Here is a 13,556-nt window from a genome sequence, read left to right on the forward strand (position 1 = left end):
GCCCGGGCCGGCCTCGGCCTGCTGACCTGCGCCGCCGTCGTGCTCGCGCTGACCGGCGGCCCCGAGCCCGCCGGGCCGGACGCCCACCGGGCCGCGCCGCCGCTGCCCGGGGCGGTCCCGGCCGACTCGGACGTCCCGACGGCCTACCGCGGCATGATCGAGGAGACGGCCCGGCGCTGCCCCGAGCCGGAGGTCACGCCGATCCTGCTGGCCGCGATGCTCAAGGCCGAGAGCGGCTTCGACCCGAACGCGGCCCGCCCGGAGACCGGCGAGTACGGCATCGCGATGTGGACGCCCGCCGTCTTCGACGCGTGGTCCAAGGCCGCCAACCACCCCGGTCCCAAGTCCTACCTGGACCCGGGCGACGCGATCGCCGCGATGGGCAACTACGTCTGCTGGCTGGACCAGCAGCTCAAGCGACGCGGCTTCAGTCGCGACCTGCCCGCCCTGGTCACCGCCGCCTACCGCACCAGCGACAAGACCGTGGCGGCCGCCGGGGGCGTCCCGGAGCGGGTCCGGCCGCACGTCGACAAGGTGCTCGGTTACCTTGCCGACTACGGCGGGTGACTGCCCATATCGGGATGAGTCGTGCCACATCCATACGTATCCCGGCGCGGGCACCCGGGTGACCGACCCATGGTCTGGGATCCTCGGCCGCATGATCACGAAGCTCCGCGCGGTCACCGCGCAATGGACCGTCGTCGTCCCCGTGGTGGCGTTCGTCGTCCTCGCCCTGACCTGGCACGAGAACCTGCCCGGCTGGGTGGTGGGCGTGGTCGCGTGCTTCCTGGTCGGTGCCGTGCTGGCCGCCGTGCACCACGCCGAGGTCATCGCGCACTGGACCGGGGAGCCGTTCGGATCGCTCGTGCTCGCGGTGGCGGTCACCGTGATCGAGGTCGCGCTGATCGTGACGCTGATGGCCGACGGCGGGGACAAGTCCGCCACCCTGGCCCGGGACACCGTGTTCGCCGCCGTGATGATCACCTGCAACGGGATCCTCGGCCTGTCCATCCTGGTGGCCGCGATCAAGTACCGCACCGCCGTCTTCAACGCCGAGGGCACCGGCGCCGCGCTCGCCTGCGTCGCGACCCTCGCCACGCTCAGCATGGTGCTGCCGACCTTCACCACCAGCGCGCCGGGCCCGCAGTTCTCCACCACCCAGCTGAGCTACGCGGCCACCGCCTCGCTGGTGGTGTACGGGCTGTTCGTGACGACCCAGACGCTGCGGCACCGGGACTACTTCCTGCCGGTCACCGCCGAGGGCAAGATCCGGGTGGACGACGACGAGCACGCGAGCCCGCCCACCCTCCGGGCCGCCGGGCTCAGCCTGTTGCTGCTGGGCGTCGCGCTGGTCGCGGTGGTGGGCCTGGCCAAGGGCGTCTCGCCGACCATCGAGTCCGCGGTGGAGGACGCCGGGCTGCCGAACGCCCTGGTCGGCGTGGTGATCGCCATGATGGTGCTGCTGCCGGAGACCATCGCGGCGCTGCGCGCGGCCCTGCGCAACCGGGTGCAGACCAGCCTCAACCTGGCCCTGGGTTCGGCGCTCGCCAGCATCGGCCTGACCATCCCGGCGGTCGCCATCGCCTCCGCCTGGCTCTCCGGCCCGCTCGTCCTCGGCCTGGACCCGGCGTACATGGTGCTGCTGACGCTGACCGTCGTGCTCGGCACCCTGACGGTCATCCCGCGCCGGGCGACCATGCTCCAGGGTGCGGTGCACCTGGGGGTGCTGGCGGAATTCGTGGTGCTGGCGGTGAACCCCTGAGGGCCCGTCCGCCGTACTCCCGGGTGGAAGCCCCTGGCCCGTCCCCCCGTACGGGCCAGGGGCTTTTTGGGGTCTGTCCTGCGGGTCCTTGCCTGATCCGACGAAACCCACAAGACAGGCCCTGCTGCCGCGCCCCCGGTGCCGGACCCCGCAGGGTGCGCCGGCCGTGGTCACGGCGGGGAGCCCCCGTCCCGCGGTTGTCCGCGGGCAGGGGCCCCGTGGTGCCGCGGCTCAGACGCGGCGTGCGGCCTCCGGAGGGCTCAGACCCCCGGAAGCCGCGGCCTCAGGCTCGGACGCCTCAGGAGGTGCGGCGACGGCGGGTGTAGACCACCGCGCCCGCGCCGGCGACCAGCAGGGCGGTGCCGGCGCCCGCGTACAGCAGGGTGCCGTCGCTACCGGTGGTGGCCAGCTTCTTGCCGTCCGAGGCGGCGCCCGGGATCGGGGTCGGGACGCTGACCTTGGCGGGCACGACCAGGGGCTGGTCCGGGCTGACCGTGGTACCGGTTCCGGGGTGCACCGGCACGGTGGCGGTCGGAGCGGTGGACGGGCCGGCGCTCGGGGCGGTGCTGGGCGCGTCGCTCGGGGCGTCGGTCGGAACGTCGGCGGCCGGGGTGGTCGGCGCGGGGGTCGCCGGGGTCGTCGCCGGCGGCTGGGTGGCCGGGGTGGTGGTCGGGGTGGCCGAGTGGGTCGGCTCGGGGGTGTGGGTCGGCGCCGGGGTGTGCGACGGCGTCGGCGTGGCGGTGTGCGAGGGGGTGGTGCTCGGCACGGCGGTCGGGCTGGCCGACGGGGCCTTGGTCGGGGTGGCGGTCGGCGAGGGCTTGCCGGTCGGGGCCGGGGTCTTGCCGCCGCAGTCGACCTTGAAGACCTTGTGCTTGGGGTTGCTGACGTCTGGGTTCTCCGGCAGCTCGCCGTTGACCAGCGGGACGGCCTTCCAGAACAGCTTGTAGTGACCGTCCGGCAGGTTGATGTCCTCGGTGCGGACGTGGCCGTGGTCGTCGACCGGGATGTCGCCGTAGACGACCGGCTCGGACATGTCGTTCATGTCGAAGATCGCCCAGAGCACGTCCTGGTTCGGGTCGAAGCCGAAGGAGTCCAGGTAGAACGTGCAGACCTTGGGCTCGTTGCGCACGTCCTCCTGGCCGGTGGCGGCGTCGTGGATCTTCACCGTGCCGTTGTTGCCGGGGGCGCCCTTGCCGTTGCCGTTGCCGCCGGCGACGGCGTGCGCGGCGGGGGCGAGCAGCATCAAGGCGGCGGCGGTCGGGACGGCCACCAGGGTGCGCGCGGCGGTGGAGCGGATGTGCATGCGTGTTCCATCGGGTACGGCAGGTCGGGACGAACCTGCGCAGTGGGAGGGAGCCCTCGGATCGGCCGCCGGACCAGAGGCCGGTGCCGTACGAGCGGGAGGGGACAAAAGTTCCGCAGTCAGAAACGTGACGCAAGGGAGGTTTGGCCGAAATACATCGCTGAGAGCGATAGATCCGATTAGTCCGTTACAACAATCCGATCACCTGGTTGTGTTCAACTCGTGTGCGTCGTAGGTGGTCGAGGTGCGGGTCAACGGCGGGTTCCGCGTCGACGGGTGAACCGGCGGGCCGCGCGGGTGGCCGGTTTCGGCCGGTCGGCGGGCCGGGGTCGCGTGTCGGGGCGGCGGGCCGGTGTCGAGGTTCTCTATCGTCCGTCTGGAACCGCCCAGTCCGCTCGTTCCGTTGGGTGATCTGGTGTGTGTTCCGTTGTCATGCGCAGCCGATCCGACCCAGGGGGAGTGCACGATGCCCGGCCCAGAGCAGCAGGTGCGACCGGACCGACAGGCGGTCGGCCCGACCGAGGACAGTGCCGACGTCATCGTGGTCGGCGCCGGACCGTCCGGCTCCACCGCCGCCTACCACCTCGCCCGGACCGGCCTGGACGTCCTGTTGCTGGAGAAGTCCGCCTTCCCGCGCGAGAAGGTCTGCGGGGACGGCCTCACCCCGCGCACCGTCAAGCAGTTGGTCGACATGGGCATCGACGTGTCCGAGGAGGCCGGCTGGCTGCACAACCGCGGCCTGCGGCTGATCTCCGGGCGGCGCTCACTGGAGTTCGACTGGCCCGAGCTGTCCGCCTTCCCCGGCTACGGACTGGTCCGGCGCCGCGCCGACTTCGACGAACTGCTCGCCCGCAAGGCCGCCTCGGCCGGCGCCCGGCTGATCGAACGCGCCAACGTGGCGGGCCCGTTGACGGACGAACGGACCGGCCGGATCATCGGCGTCACCGCCAAGCTGGGCGAGGACCGCAGGCCCGTCGAGTACCGGGCTCCGATCGTGGTCGCCGCCGACGGCAACTCCACCCGGCTCTCCGTCGCGATGAAGCGCTACCGGCGCACCGACCGCGCGATGGGCGTGGCCTACCGCACCTACTTCACCACCCCGCGCCACGAGGACCGCTACCTGGAGGCCTGGCTCGACCTGCGCGACCCCAACGACCCCGCGCGCCGTCTCCTGCCCGGCTACGCCTGGGTGTTCGGCATGGGCGACGGCACCGCCAACGTCGGCCTCGGCGTCCTGGACACCTCGAAGACCGACGTCGACTGGCGGGACCTGTTGCGCCGCTGGTGCGCCGACCTCCCGCCCGGCTACGGCTACACCCCCGAGGCCGTCACCGAGCCCATCCGCGGCTCCGCCCTCCCGATGGGCCTCAACCGCCAACCCCACTACGCCGACGGCCTGTTGCTGATCGGCGACGCCGGCGGCACGGTCAGCCCCGGCACCGGCGAGGGCATCGCCTACGCGATGGAGTCCGGCCGCTACGCCGCCGAGACCATCGTCCAGGCCCACGCCCGCCGCACCGACCGCGGACGCGAACTCGCCCTGCGCGCCTACCCGCAGGCGCTGCGCTCCGCGTACGCGGGCTACTTCGCGCTCGGCCGGCTGGCGGCCGACCTGCTCGGCCGTCCCAAGCTGCTGGGCGCGGCGGGGGTGGCCGGACTCGGCCATCCGGCGCTGTTGAAGATCGCGTTCCGGCTGATGGTCAACCTGACCGAGCCCAACTCCAAGGACGCCCTCGACCGGCTGCTCCACCTGCTCGGGCGGGTCGCACCGGGGCGGTGAGGTCGGTGTCGGACCGCTCATTCTTCCGGGTGAGCGGACCCGGCGCCCCGGTCTTGGCCGAAACCGGGGAATTCGGTCGACCGTCGGCCAAGTCGTGTTGACGAATGATCAGCGAATCCGCTTGCCTGGTGTCGAACCGGCCACGGAGGGTGAGCAGAACGCCCCCTCCGTGGCTCCCTTTTTCCACCGATCCTCGTCCGACGGAGACACCGTGCGCCTTCGCTTGCTTGTCGCGCCCCTCGCCGCAGCCGCCGCCCTGACCGCCGTGAGCATTCCCGCCGCTGCCGCCGACACGAGGGCGGCCACCCCGTCCGACCAGTGCTCCGCGACGTTCTTCGACGGCGACTCGCGCCTCGGCCCCGAGGACCTCCCGAGCACCGGCCCGGTCGGCCGGGAGCTCATCGACTACCAGCGCACCGGCGGCGCCAGCGACCAGGACTTCCTGGCCAAGTACTACGACCCGACCGCCAGCGGCGGCAAGGGCGGCTGGATCTACCCGCCGTCCGACGGCTACGCCACCCTGCCCGACGGCACCCCCATCGAGTTCGACATCACGCTCTACCCGAACCAGAACATCGACCGGTACGGCAGCGAGTACGGCGCCTTCCTCGCCCCCGAGGGCCTGCCCTACGCCAACCGCGCCATCCCGCCGCAGAGCCTCGACAGCGTCCCGGCGGCCGGCTGCAACTACCACGACTACAAGGTGGTCAAGCCGTTCAAGGTGCACGCCGGCCCGATCGCACCCTGGTTCAACCAGCCCGGCTGGGGCCTGCAGTACCAGCTCGACGCCTCCCTGCTGCCCGGCGGCCCGGCCAGGCTGAACGTGCTGTGGCTGGTGGAGAACGGCTACCTGGCCCGGATCTGACCCCGCGCCGCGCGCGGCGTCCCGTCGGCCGTACGGGCCGTCAGCGGCTCGATCACGGCCGGATCCTCGCGCTCGGGGAGCCCGCCCGGAACCGGGTAATTCGCTGGCGGGCGCGGGCGGACAGGGGATAGGAAGGTCGGGTGACCATCAGCGACACCGCGACCGACCAGCGCCACTTCCGCCCCGCCGTCGTCGACCTGGGCGACGTCCAGCTGCGCCCGTGGGGCCGCGCCCTGGACCTGACCGGCGGCACCGTCGCCGCCGTGATCGCGGCCGCGGTCGATCCGGAGATCGCCCGCTGGAACCCGCTGCTGGACGCCACCGACCCGGCCGGCGCCGAGGCCTACCTCGACCGCTCCGACGCCCGCTGGGCCGAGGGCAGCACGGCCTCCTTCGCCATCACCGATACGGCCGACGGCACCCTCTGCGGCAACGTCGCCCTGCTCTGGACCGACCAGGCCGACGGCGTCGCCATGGTCGGCTACTGGCTGCTCCGCGCCGCCCGCGGCCGCGGCCTGGCCACCCGCGCCACCACCGCCGTGACCCGCTGGGGCGTGCGCACCGCCGGCCTGCGCCGGATCGAGCTCTACCACGACGTCGACAACCAGGCCTCCTGCCACGTCGCCACCCGCGCCGGCTTCCCGTACGAGGGCACCCTGCGGGCCTCCTACCGCCACGGCGACGGCCCCTACACGAACGAGCACCTGCACGCCCGCCTGGCCACCGACCCGGAGGTGGGACTCGGCTGACACGCCCCGGGATCGCGATCGCCCTCAAGGCGTCCGGCGGAACGTGCGGAACGGGCGATGACGCTCCGGCACCGCTACGGCGAGGCCGACGTCAGTGGTACTGGGCGAGCTGGATGAGGTTGCCGCAGGTGTCGTCCAGGACGGCGACGGTGACCGGGCCCGTCGCCAGCGGCTCCTGGGTGAAGCGCACCCCGAGGCGGTGCAGGCGGTCGTACTCGGCGTGCACGTTGTCCACCGCGAACTGGGCGGCCGGGATGCCGTCCTCGACCAGGGCGGTCTTGTACGGTCCGACGGCGCGGTGCGTGTCGGGCTCCAGCAGCAGTTCGGTGCCGTCGGGCTGTTCGGGGGAGACCACCGTGAGCCAGCGGTACTCGCCGAGCGGGACCTCGGTCTTCTTCACGAAGCCCAGGATCTCTGTATAGAAGCGCAGCGCCTTGTCCTGGTCGTCGACGAACACGGTGGTCAGGTTGATCCTCACGGGATGTGCCCTTCGGTGTGCGCTGGTACTGGCGGCCGTCGCCGAGCCGATCGTAGATCGCGCGCGGCCACGGCTGCCGGACGGCGGGCCGCCGGGCGAGGCGGTGGGGCGGCAGACGCCGGTCGGGCTCGAAGAGCATCCGCGGGCGCGACGGCAGCGCCACCCGTTCCCCCTCGCGGACAACCGGAGTGTCCCTTCCCGTGAACCGCCCGCCGAGCGGTTTGCCGCAGGCCCGCGGACCCCTCCCCGGCAGGCAGCGCGCGCGGCCGTGCGGCGTCCTAACCTGGAAGGGCGCATACGGCGTGTGGCCTGCGGAACGGAAGCACGGAAGCGGTGGCCATGACGGTGATCTCGGCGGCTCTGTTCGGTACCGACTGGCGGCCCCGGCTGCCCGGCGGTGCCGAGCTGCTGCGCGAGTGCGCCGCCCGGGGCTGGACGGTCGTGCTGACCGGGCCCGGCCCGGCCGGGGCGCGCGCCCTGACCGTCGCCGCTCCCGGTAGCGACCCGGTAGGGGCAGGCCTGCAGCTGGTGGACGGCCTACCCTCGCACGCCGTGGCCGTCGCCGGGAGCGTGCGCGAGGTGCTGGCGGCGCGGAGGGCCGGGGTGCCCTGCGTCGCCCTGGAGACCGGCGGGGACGCCGGTCCCGAGCTGAGGGCGGCCGGCGCGGTCGAGGTCCACCGCGACGCCGCCGCGCTGCTGCGTGTCCTGGACGACAGTCTGCTCGCCCGCCCCCGCGCCTTCGGCCGCGTGGGCGTCGGAACAGGCGGTCCCCGGAACGGTTAGCGCCCGCCCGTACCGGGCAACCGCCCGGGTGCGAGCACGTCACCGGAAGTGTCGGAGGTGACCGAGATGGACGGACCCGCGTTGAGCGGATGGGAGCGGCGGCTCCTCGAGGAGATCGAGTCCGATCTGCGCCAGGACACACGCCTCGACCGGAAACTGAGCACCATGGGTGCCAAACGGTCGAGCCGGGTCCTGGGCGCGCTGCGCAGCGCCGGGCGCCGGATCTCGGCCGGGGTGGTGCTGACCACGCTGGTGATGACGGCGATCTGTCTCAGCATCGGCGTACGGACCCCGACCACGGCCGTGCTGATCGCCCTCGGGGTGGTCTGGACGGCCTCGGTGGCGGCCGCGGTCGCCACCGCGGAGCTGCTGCGGCGCCGTCGCCGGGGCGCGAGCGGGCCCGAGCCGGTCGACCCGGACCGGGATGAGCGGCGCGAACGCCGCCCCTGGGACCGGCCGGAGGCGTGAGGTGACGTGAGCTGATGAGTACTGACCTGTGGGAGTACCGCCCGGGCTCCCATCCCGCCGCCGACCTGACTCTGGTCGGGTACGAGGTGCACGCCACCGACGGCCCGCTCGGCCGGGTCGAGCAGGACGCCGGGGGCCATCTGCTGGTCGACGCCTCGGCCTGGGTGCCGGGCAACCGGGTGCTGGTCCCGGTCGGCCTGGTCGCCCGGATCGACCACCTGGACCTCGCCGTCCACCTCGACTGCCCGCGGGCCCGGCTCAGCTCCGCCCCGCCGACCGCCGAGGGCCTGGCCGCTCCCCGCACGCGCTGAGCCATGCCCTGGCCGTCCACGACCCTCACCGGCCGGACGATCGCCCTCCTGGTCGCCCCGTACGGCGTCGAGCAGGAGGAACTGACCTCGCCCTGGCAGGCGGTCGCCGAGTCCGGCGGCACCCCGCGGCTGCTCTCCACCGCCGCGGGGCGGGTCCAGGCCGTTCGGCACCGCGCGCTCGGGGACACCTTCGCGGTGGACGCCCTGGTGGCGGAGGCGGACCCGGCCGACTACGACGCACTGGTGCTGCCCGGCGGCGTCGCCAACCCGGACCGGCTCCGGCTGGACCGGGCGGCGGTCGCCTTCGTGCACGGCTGCTGCGCCTCCGGCCGCCCGGTCGCGGCGATCTGCCATGCGCCGTGGACCCTGATCGAGGCCGACGCCGTCCGCGGCCGCACCCTCACCTCCTGGCCCAGTCTGCGCACCGACCTGGTGAACGCGGGCGCCCACTGGGTGGACGAGGAGGTGCACGTCTGCCACGACGGGCCCGGCGTCCTGGTGACCAGCCGCAGACCGGGGGACCTGCCGGTCTTCAACGACGCCCTGGTCACCGAGTTCGCGCACGCGACGGCGAAGCGGTACCCGACCTGAGGCGTCCGCGCTCAGTCCCCGCGCAGGCGGACGAAGGTGGCGGTGGGCGGGCGGCCGGTGAGGGTGAGTTCGGCGCGCAGGGGGGTGGTGAGGGGGTGGACCGCGCCGTGGTCGGGGTCGGCTGCGGGCGGGCCGAGGAGCGGGGCGGCGGCCTCGGCGATCTCGCGGGACTGTACGGGGGTGAGCCGGGGGGTGGTCAACAGGACCCGGTCGTCGTCGAGTCGGACCACCAGCGCGTGCGGGCGGGCGGCCGGCCCGGTGAGGGCGCGGACGGTGGCGTCCACGGTGTCGCTGCGGCGGTACTTGACCCAGGCGCGGCCCGCGCCGCGGGGGCGGTAGGGGGAGCCGACGGCCTTGCAGACCAGGCCCTCCACGCCGATGTCGGCGAGTCGGGCCATCCACTCCATAGCCTCCGCCCGGTCCGTGGTGGCCATCACCGGCTGGATCGGCGGCGGGACGTCGGCCAGGGCGGCGAGCAGTAGGCGGCGCCGGTCGGTGAACGGGAGGCGCCGGACGTCGCGGCCGGGCAGGGCGAGCAGGTCGAAGGCGATCAGCCCGAGGGCGACGTCCGGGGCGGCCGCCCGGGCCTGACGGGTGTGCAGCAGTTCCTCGAAGGCGAACCGGCCCGCGTGCCAGGCGACCAGTTCGGCGTCCAGCACCAGCCCCTCGGGCAGCCGGGCGACGGCGGCGGCGATCGGCGGGAACTCCGGCGCGAGGTCGCGACCGGAGCGGGACTGCAGGACGGCGGGGCGGTCACCGCGGGCGAAGGCGACGCAGCGGAAGCCGTCCAGCTTCAGCTCGTACTGCACCCCGCCCCCGCCCAACCCGTCGGCGGGCGGGACGGCGGTGACGGCGGCGGGGCGCATCACCTCGACGGGCGGGTGCAGCACCTGGCGGGGCTGTCCGGGCGGGGCGGACGTCCTCGGCGCGCCTGACGACTCGGGTGCGGCCGAGGGCCCGGGTGCGCCTGATGGCGCGGGCGCGACGGTCGGCCCGGGCGCGCCGGGCAGCGGCCGCGCCTGCGCCGGGTCCAACAGCGGCGCGAACAGGTCGCCCTCGGCCGCCAGCCGGTCGGGGACCTCGGCGAGGGTGAGGACGAGGTCCGCCTCCCCGCGTGCCCGCTCCAGCTCGGCCCAGGAGACCGGGGCGGAGACCGTCGGCAGCGGCCGGGCCCGCAGGGTGTACGGGGCGGCGGTGGTCTTCTTGGCGTTGTTCTGCGACCAGTCGACCAGCACCCGGCCGCGGCGCCGCGCCTTGGCCATGGTGTGCACCACCAGCTCCGGGTGCTCGGCCTCCAGGGCGGCGGCCAGCGCCTTCGCGTACCCGGAGACCTCGGCGCTGGGCGTGGGCTCGATCGGCACCAGCAGGTGCAGCCCCTTGGAGCCGGAGGTCTTCACCCAGGCGGAGAGGCCGTCCGCGGCCAGCCGCTCGCGCAGCAGCAGCGCGACCGCTCGGCAGGTCAGCACGTCCGCCCCCTCGCCCGGGTCGAGGTCCAGCACCAGCCGGTCGGCCAGGCCGGGCGCGGCCGCGTGCCACTGCGGGACGTGCAGCTCCAGACAGCCCAGGTTGGCGACCGAGAGCAGCGCCGCGCCGTCCTCCAGCACCACCTGGCGCAGGTCGCCGCCGCTGCTGGGCACCTCCACCGTGCGCACCCAGTCCGGGGTGCCGGGCGGTGGGTTCTTGGCGACGAAGACCTCGGCCTCGACGCCGTCCGGGCAGCGCAGGAAGGAGACCGGGCGGTCGCGCAGGTGGGGGAGCAGGGCGGTGTGCACGGCGGCGTAGTAGCGCAGCACCTCGCCCTTGGGGGTGCCGGTGCGCGGGTAGTACACCTTGTCGAGGTGGGAGAGGGCGAGGGTGCGCCCGTCCACCGTCATCTGCGGCATGGGCCGTCTCCGAAGCGTCCTGCGGTGGCCCCCGCAGCCAGTCTGCCGCGCCGCGGGCACGACCGCTGGGGGCCCTCACCGCTGGCGCCTCCACCGCCCGAGGTCCGTACCGCCCGTGGTCGGCCGGAGGGGAGACCGCGGTGCACAGCCGGGGCCGGGCCGCGCTGCCGGTGGCCGGAGCTGCGGCGTCGGCCCTCGCGGTCGCGAGTGGGCGCGGTGTTGCCTATGGTGATGGCACGGTCACTCCGCGATCGCGGGTGTCGACCATGAGGGGGAGAGCCGTCGGGGGGAAGCACCGACGAAGGAGTCCCCGTGACCACTGCCCGAGACATCATGCACACCGGCGCCCAGTGCATCGGCGCCCATCAGACGTTGGACGAGGCCGCGCGGATGATGCGCGACAAGAACGTGGGCGCGCTGCCGATCTGCGGCGACGACCAGAAGCTGCACGGCATCATCACCGACCGTGACATCGTGATGCGCTGTCTCGCCGAGGGCAAGGACCCGGCCAAGATGACGGCGATCGAGCTGGCCGGGCACCTGCACTGCGTGCGTGCCGACGACACCATGGACGTGGTGCTGAAGAAGATGGAGCAGCACCAGATCCGCCGCATCCCGGTGATCGACGGGGAGCGGCTGGTCGGCATGATCAGCGAGGCCGACCTGGCGATGGGCCACCGCAACGGCCACCGGCTGACGGATCAGCAGATCATCGAGTTCATGGACAGCGTCTACATGAAGCGCTGACCCTGCCGGCGACCAGCCGCCCCGGGCAGGTCCCGGGGCGGCTGGCTGCCGTCTCATCGGATGGATTTTCCTTTCTCGCAGGCCGAGATGCGGGCACAATTGCGCACATGGGAAAGCAGTACGAATGCATCGACGGCCGGTTGCGGCAGTTCATCGAACGTCAGCCCGTCTACTTCGTCGCGACCGCGCCGCTGGCAGCCGACGGACACGTCAACATCTCGCCCAAAGGCCGCTCCGGCACCCTCGTGGTGATCGACGAACTCACCCTCGCCTACCTGGACTTCGGCGGCTCGCAGGCCGAGACCGTCGCCCACCTGCGGGAGAACGGCCGGATCACGCTGATGTGGTGCGCCTTCGAGGGCCCACCCACCGTGGTGCGGGTGCACGGCCGCGGCGAGCCCGTTTTCCGCGACGACCCGCGCTTCGCCGACCTGCTCGGCCGCTTCGAGCCCACCGCGGACGGCTCAGGCCTGCGCGCGATCGTGCTGGTGAAGGCCGACCGGGTCAGTGACTCCTGCGGCTACGCGGTGCCGTTCATGGACTACCGCGCCGACCGGGACCTGCACGCCCAGTACTTCGACCGCAAGGGCGAGGCGGAGTTCAGCGCCTACTGCGAGCGCAAGCCGCTGGTCGCCAACAGCATCGACGGCCTGCCCGGCGTCCCGCTGCCGCTCCCGCCCCGGCCAGCGGCCTGATGTCGCGTCAGCTCACCGGCCCGCCGAGGACCATCAGCTTCTGCGGGTCGGGAAACGGCACGAACCCGGCCTTGGCGTACACCTCGTGGGCGTCCACCGTCGACAGCAGCACCCGCTTCAGCCGGTAGGGCCGCAGGTGCGCCACCACCTCCTCCGCGAGCCAGGTGCCGAGCCCCCGCCCCCGCTGCCCCCGGTCGACGTACACGTCGCACAGCCAGGCGAAGGTCGCGTGATCGGTGACCACCCGCGCGAACGCCACCTGCCCGCCCCCGGGTTCGTACACCCCGAACACCACCGACCCGCGCACCGACTGCTCCACCACCTCCCGGCTGCGCCCGAGTGCCCAGAAGGCGTCGGTGGAGAGCCAGTGGTGGACGAGGTCGAGGTCGAGGAGGTCGGGGTCGGTGGAGAGCCGGTAGCCGTCCTGGCGAGTGGTGATCATGTGGCGCCATGTTAGTGACCTGACGAGGGCCCGATGGCGGCAGAGACCGGGCCGTGGACACCGACGAAGCCGCCGCACCCTTCAGCGGGGTGCGGCGGCTTCCCGGGTGGCCCGCACCACGGCCCTCGACCGGAGTGCCCCTCGCACTCACCCGCAGCGGCGGGCATAGCCTTCGGCCCATGAGCAAAGAGAGCGATGCAGCGGACACCGGGGCGGTCGGCGACGAGGACCACGAGGTGGCGGCCGCGCCCGCAGGCTTCGAACTGGGGACCGACGGGCCCAAGATGATCCTGGCGGGCCTGGACGGGTCCGACTCCTCCTGGCGAGCCACCGCCTACGCCGCCGGACTGGCCCGCCGCCAGGGCGCCGTCCTCGCCGTGGCGTACATCCAGCCGATACTCGGCGCCGCGACCGCGCTGGCCGGGGCCGCGGTGGAGGAGACGACCCGGGAGATCGCCGATGAACTGCTGGCCGCGCTGCGCGAGGCCGAGCACCAGGTCCGCGAGGTGTGGAAGGTGGACTGGCGCTTCCTGACCATGCGCGGGGACCCGTACACCGGCCTGGCCAAGCTCGCCGACGAGCTGCGCGCCGACGCCGTCGTGGTCGGCGTCTCCGAACAGGCCGGGCACAAGGTGATCGGCTCGGTGGCCGTCCGGCTGGTCAAGGCCGGACGCTGGCCGGTGACCGTCGTCCCCTGAG

16 protein-coding genes and 1 pseudogene are annotated in these 13,556 nt (G+C 73.6%); 12 read left to right on the top strand and 5 right to left on the bottom strand.

From position 1 onward, the window contains the following. Nucleotides 1-567: transglycosylase SLT domain-containing protein (locus tag ACFQ87_RS28030; RefSeq protein WP_380613613.1), on the top strand; the 567-nt coding region annotated here is incomplete at its 5' end. 91 nt (nucleotides 568-658) lie between these two features. After that, a complete protein-coding gene (locus ACFQ87_RS28035; RefSeq protein ID WP_380613614.1) occupies nucleotides 659-1,762 on the top strand; it encodes a calcium:proton antiporter in 1,104 nt (367 codons plus the stop codon). A 298-nt stretch (nucleotides 1,763-2,060) separates the two neighbouring features. On the opposite strand, the gene ACFQ87_RS28040 is transcribed toward ACFQ87_RS28035, so the two are convergent. Beyond that, nucleotides 2,061-3,065: an LPXTG cell wall anchor domain-containing protein gene (locus ACFQ87_RS28040; RefSeq protein ID WP_380613615.1), complete on the bottom strand. Its 1,005-nt coding sequence runs from the start codon at nucleotides 3,063-3,065 to the stop codon at nucleotides 2,061-2,063. Nucleotides 3,066-3,531: 466 nt separating this feature from the next. On the opposite strand from ACFQ87_RS28040, the gene ACFQ87_RS28045 reads away from it, so the two are divergent. From ACFQ87_RS28045 to ACFQ87_RS28055, 3 genes are all read left to right on the top strand, one after another. Continuing rightward, the gene (locus tag ACFQ87_RS28045; RefSeq protein ID WP_380613616.1) at nucleotides 3,532-4,845 is read left to right on the top strand and encodes a geranylgeranyl reductase family protein; all 1,314 of its coding nucleotides are present in this window, start codon (nucleotides 3,532-3,534) and stop codon (nucleotides 4,843-4,845) included. A gap of 223 nt (nucleotides 4,846-5,068) precedes the next feature. Beyond that, complete coding sequence (locus ACFQ87_RS28050) at nucleotides 5,069-5,710, top strand: TNT domain-containing protein (RefSeq protein ID WP_380613617.1); 642 nt, start codon at nucleotides 5,069-5,071, stop codon at nucleotides 5,708-5,710. A 140-nt stretch (nucleotides 5,711-5,850) separates the two neighbouring features. Continuing rightward, nucleotides 5,851-6,459, top strand: a complete 609-nt coding sequence (locus tag ACFQ87_RS28055) for a GNAT family N-acetyltransferase (RefSeq protein WP_380613618.1) — start codon at nucleotides 5,851-5,853, stop codon at nucleotides 6,457-6,459. 91 nt (nucleotides 6,460-6,550) lie between these two features. Here the strand turns inward: ACFQ87_RS28055 and ACFQ87_RS28060 are convergent, their stop codons facing one another. Next, entirely contained in the window at nucleotides 6,551-6,937 is a 387-nt protein-coding gene (locus ACFQ87_RS28060; RefSeq protein WP_380613619.1) for a VOC family protein, read from the bottom strand. A gap of 339 nt (nucleotides 6,938-7,276) precedes the next feature. On the opposite strand from ACFQ87_RS28060, the gene ACFQ87_RS28065 reads away from it, so the two are divergent. The 4 genes from ACFQ87_RS28065 (at nucleotide 7,277) to ACFQ87_RS28080 (ending at nucleotide 9,090) form a co-directional block, all read left to right on the top strand. Then, the gene (locus tag ACFQ87_RS28065; RefSeq protein ID WP_380613620.1) at nucleotides 7,277-7,720 is read left to right on the top strand and encodes an HAD family hydrolase; all 444 of its coding nucleotides are present in this window, start codon (nucleotides 7,277-7,279) and stop codon (nucleotides 7,718-7,720) included. 66 nt (nucleotides 7,721-7,786) lie between these two features. Beyond that, on the top strand, nucleotides 7,787-8,188 hold the full coding sequence (locus ACFQ87_RS28070) for a hypothetical protein (protein ID WP_380613621.1): 402 nt from the start codon (nucleotides 7,787-7,789) through the stop codon (nucleotides 8,186-8,188). A gap of 14 nt (nucleotides 8,189-8,202) precedes the next feature. After that, nucleotides 8,203-8,499, top strand: a complete 297-nt coding sequence (locus tag ACFQ87_RS28075) for a PRC-barrel domain containing protein (RefSeq protein WP_380613622.1) — start codon at nucleotides 8,203-8,205, stop codon at nucleotides 8,497-8,499. A gap of 3 nt (nucleotides 8,500-8,502) precedes the next feature. Further along, entirely contained in the window at nucleotides 8,503-9,090 is a 588-nt protein-coding gene (locus ACFQ87_RS28080; protein WP_380613623.1) for a type 1 glutamine amidotransferase domain-containing protein, read from the top strand. Nucleotides 9,091-9,101: 11 nt separating this feature from the next. Here the strand turns inward: ACFQ87_RS28080 and ACFQ87_RS28085 are convergent, their stop codons facing one another. Both ACFQ87_RS28085 and ligD read right to left on the bottom strand, forming a co-directional pair. Beyond that, nucleotides 9,102-9,956 (bottom strand): DNA ligase, encoded by an 855-nt coding sequence (locus tag ACFQ87_RS28085; RefSeq protein WP_380613679.1) that lies wholly within the window; start codon nucleotides 9,954-9,956, stop codon nucleotides 9,102-9,104. A 138-nt stretch (nucleotides 9,957-10,094) separates the two neighbouring features. After that, nucleotides 10,095-10,973 (bottom strand): annotated as a pseudogene (ligD, locus tag ACFQ87_RS28090) (non-homologous end-joining DNA ligase); the annotation flags it as partial. A 312-nt stretch (nucleotides 10,974-11,285) separates the two neighbouring features. Between ligD and ACFQ87_RS28095 the strand changes: the two are divergent. Together ACFQ87_RS28095 and ACFQ87_RS28100 are read left to right on the top strand one after the other, a co-directional pair. Further along, nucleotides 11,286-11,720 carry a CBS domain-containing protein gene (locus ACFQ87_RS28095; RefSeq protein ID WP_380613624.1) on the top strand — a complete coding sequence of 145 codons (435 nt, stop codon included), beginning with the start codon at nucleotides 11,286-11,288 and terminating at the stop codon, nucleotides 11,718-11,720. A gap of 107 nt (nucleotides 11,721-11,827) precedes the next feature. Beyond that, nucleotides 11,828-12,415 (top strand): pyridoxamine 5'-phosphate oxidase family protein, encoded by a 588-nt coding sequence (locus tag ACFQ87_RS28100; protein WP_380613625.1) that lies wholly within the window; start codon nucleotides 11,828-11,830, stop codon nucleotides 12,413-12,415. Between the two features lie 7 nt (nucleotides 12,416-12,422). On the opposite strand, the gene ACFQ87_RS28105 is transcribed toward ACFQ87_RS28100, so the two are convergent. Next, nucleotides 12,423-12,857: a GNAT family N-acetyltransferase gene (locus ACFQ87_RS28105; protein WP_380613626.1), complete on the bottom strand. Its 435-nt coding sequence runs from the start codon at nucleotides 12,855-12,857 to the stop codon at nucleotides 12,423-12,425. Nucleotides 12,858-13,141: 284 nt separating this feature from the next. On the opposite strand from ACFQ87_RS28105, the gene ACFQ87_RS28110 reads away from it, so the two are divergent. Continuing rightward, complete coding sequence (locus ACFQ87_RS28110) at nucleotides 13,142-13,555, top strand: universal stress protein (RefSeq protein WP_380613680.1); 414 nt, start codon at nucleotides 13,142-13,144, stop codon at nucleotides 13,553-13,555. Nucleotide 13,556: the final 1 nt, after the last annotated feature.

The organism is Kitasatospora sp. NPDC056531 (assembly GCF_042794375.1).
GTDB lineage: Bacteria > Actinomycetota > Actinomycetes > Streptomycetales > Streptomycetaceae > Kitasatospora.

What these genes read in the sequence shown, in the direction of transcription:
- ACFQ87_RS28040 (WP_380613615.1), bottom strand. Translation starts at nt 3,065, where the DNA reads ATGCACATCCGCTCCACCGCCGCGCGCACCCTGGTGGCCGTCCCGACC.
- ACFQ87_RS28075 (WP_380613622.1), top strand. Translation starts at nt 8,203, where the DNA reads ATGAGTACTGACCTGTGGGAGTACCGCCCGGGCTCCCATCCCGCCGCC.
- ACFQ87_RS28080 (WP_380613623.1), top strand. Translation starts at nt 8,503, where the DNA reads ATGCCCTGGCCGTCCACGACCCTCACCGGCCGGACGATCGCCCTCCTG.
- ACFQ87_RS28045 (WP_380613616.1), top strand. Translation starts at nt 3,532, where the DNA reads ATGCCCGGCCCAGAGCAGCAGGTGCGACCGGACCGACAGGCGGTCGGC.
- ACFQ87_RS28105 (WP_380613626.1), bottom strand. Translation starts at nt 12,857, where the DNA reads ATGATCACCACTCGCCAGGACGGCTACCGGCTCTCCACCGACCCCGAC.
- ACFQ87_RS28035 (WP_380613614.1), top strand. Translation starts at nt 659, where the DNA reads ATGATCACGAAGCTCCGCGCGGTCACCGCGCAATGGACCGTCGTCGTC.
- ACFQ87_RS28110 (WP_380613680.1), top strand. Translation starts at nt 13,142, where the DNA reads ATGATCCTGGCGGGCCTGGACGGGTCCGACTCCTCCTGGCGAGCCACC.
- ACFQ87_RS28100 (WP_380613625.1), top strand. Translation starts at nt 11,828, where the DNA reads ATGGGAAAGCAGTACGAATGCATCGACGGCCGGTTGCGGCAGTTCATC.
- ACFQ87_RS28085 (WP_380613679.1), bottom strand. Translation starts at nt 9,956, where the DNA reads ATGCGCCCCGCCGCCGTCACCGCCGTCCCGCCCGCCGACGGGTTGGGC.
- ACFQ87_RS28065 (WP_380613620.1), top strand. Translation starts at nt 7,277, where the DNA reads ATGACGGTGATCTCGGCGGCTCTGTTCGGTACCGACTGGCGGCCCCGG.
- ACFQ87_RS28070 (WP_380613621.1), top strand. Translation starts at nt 7,787, where the DNA reads ATGGACGGACCCGCGTTGAGCGGATGGGAGCGGCGGCTCCTCGAGGAG.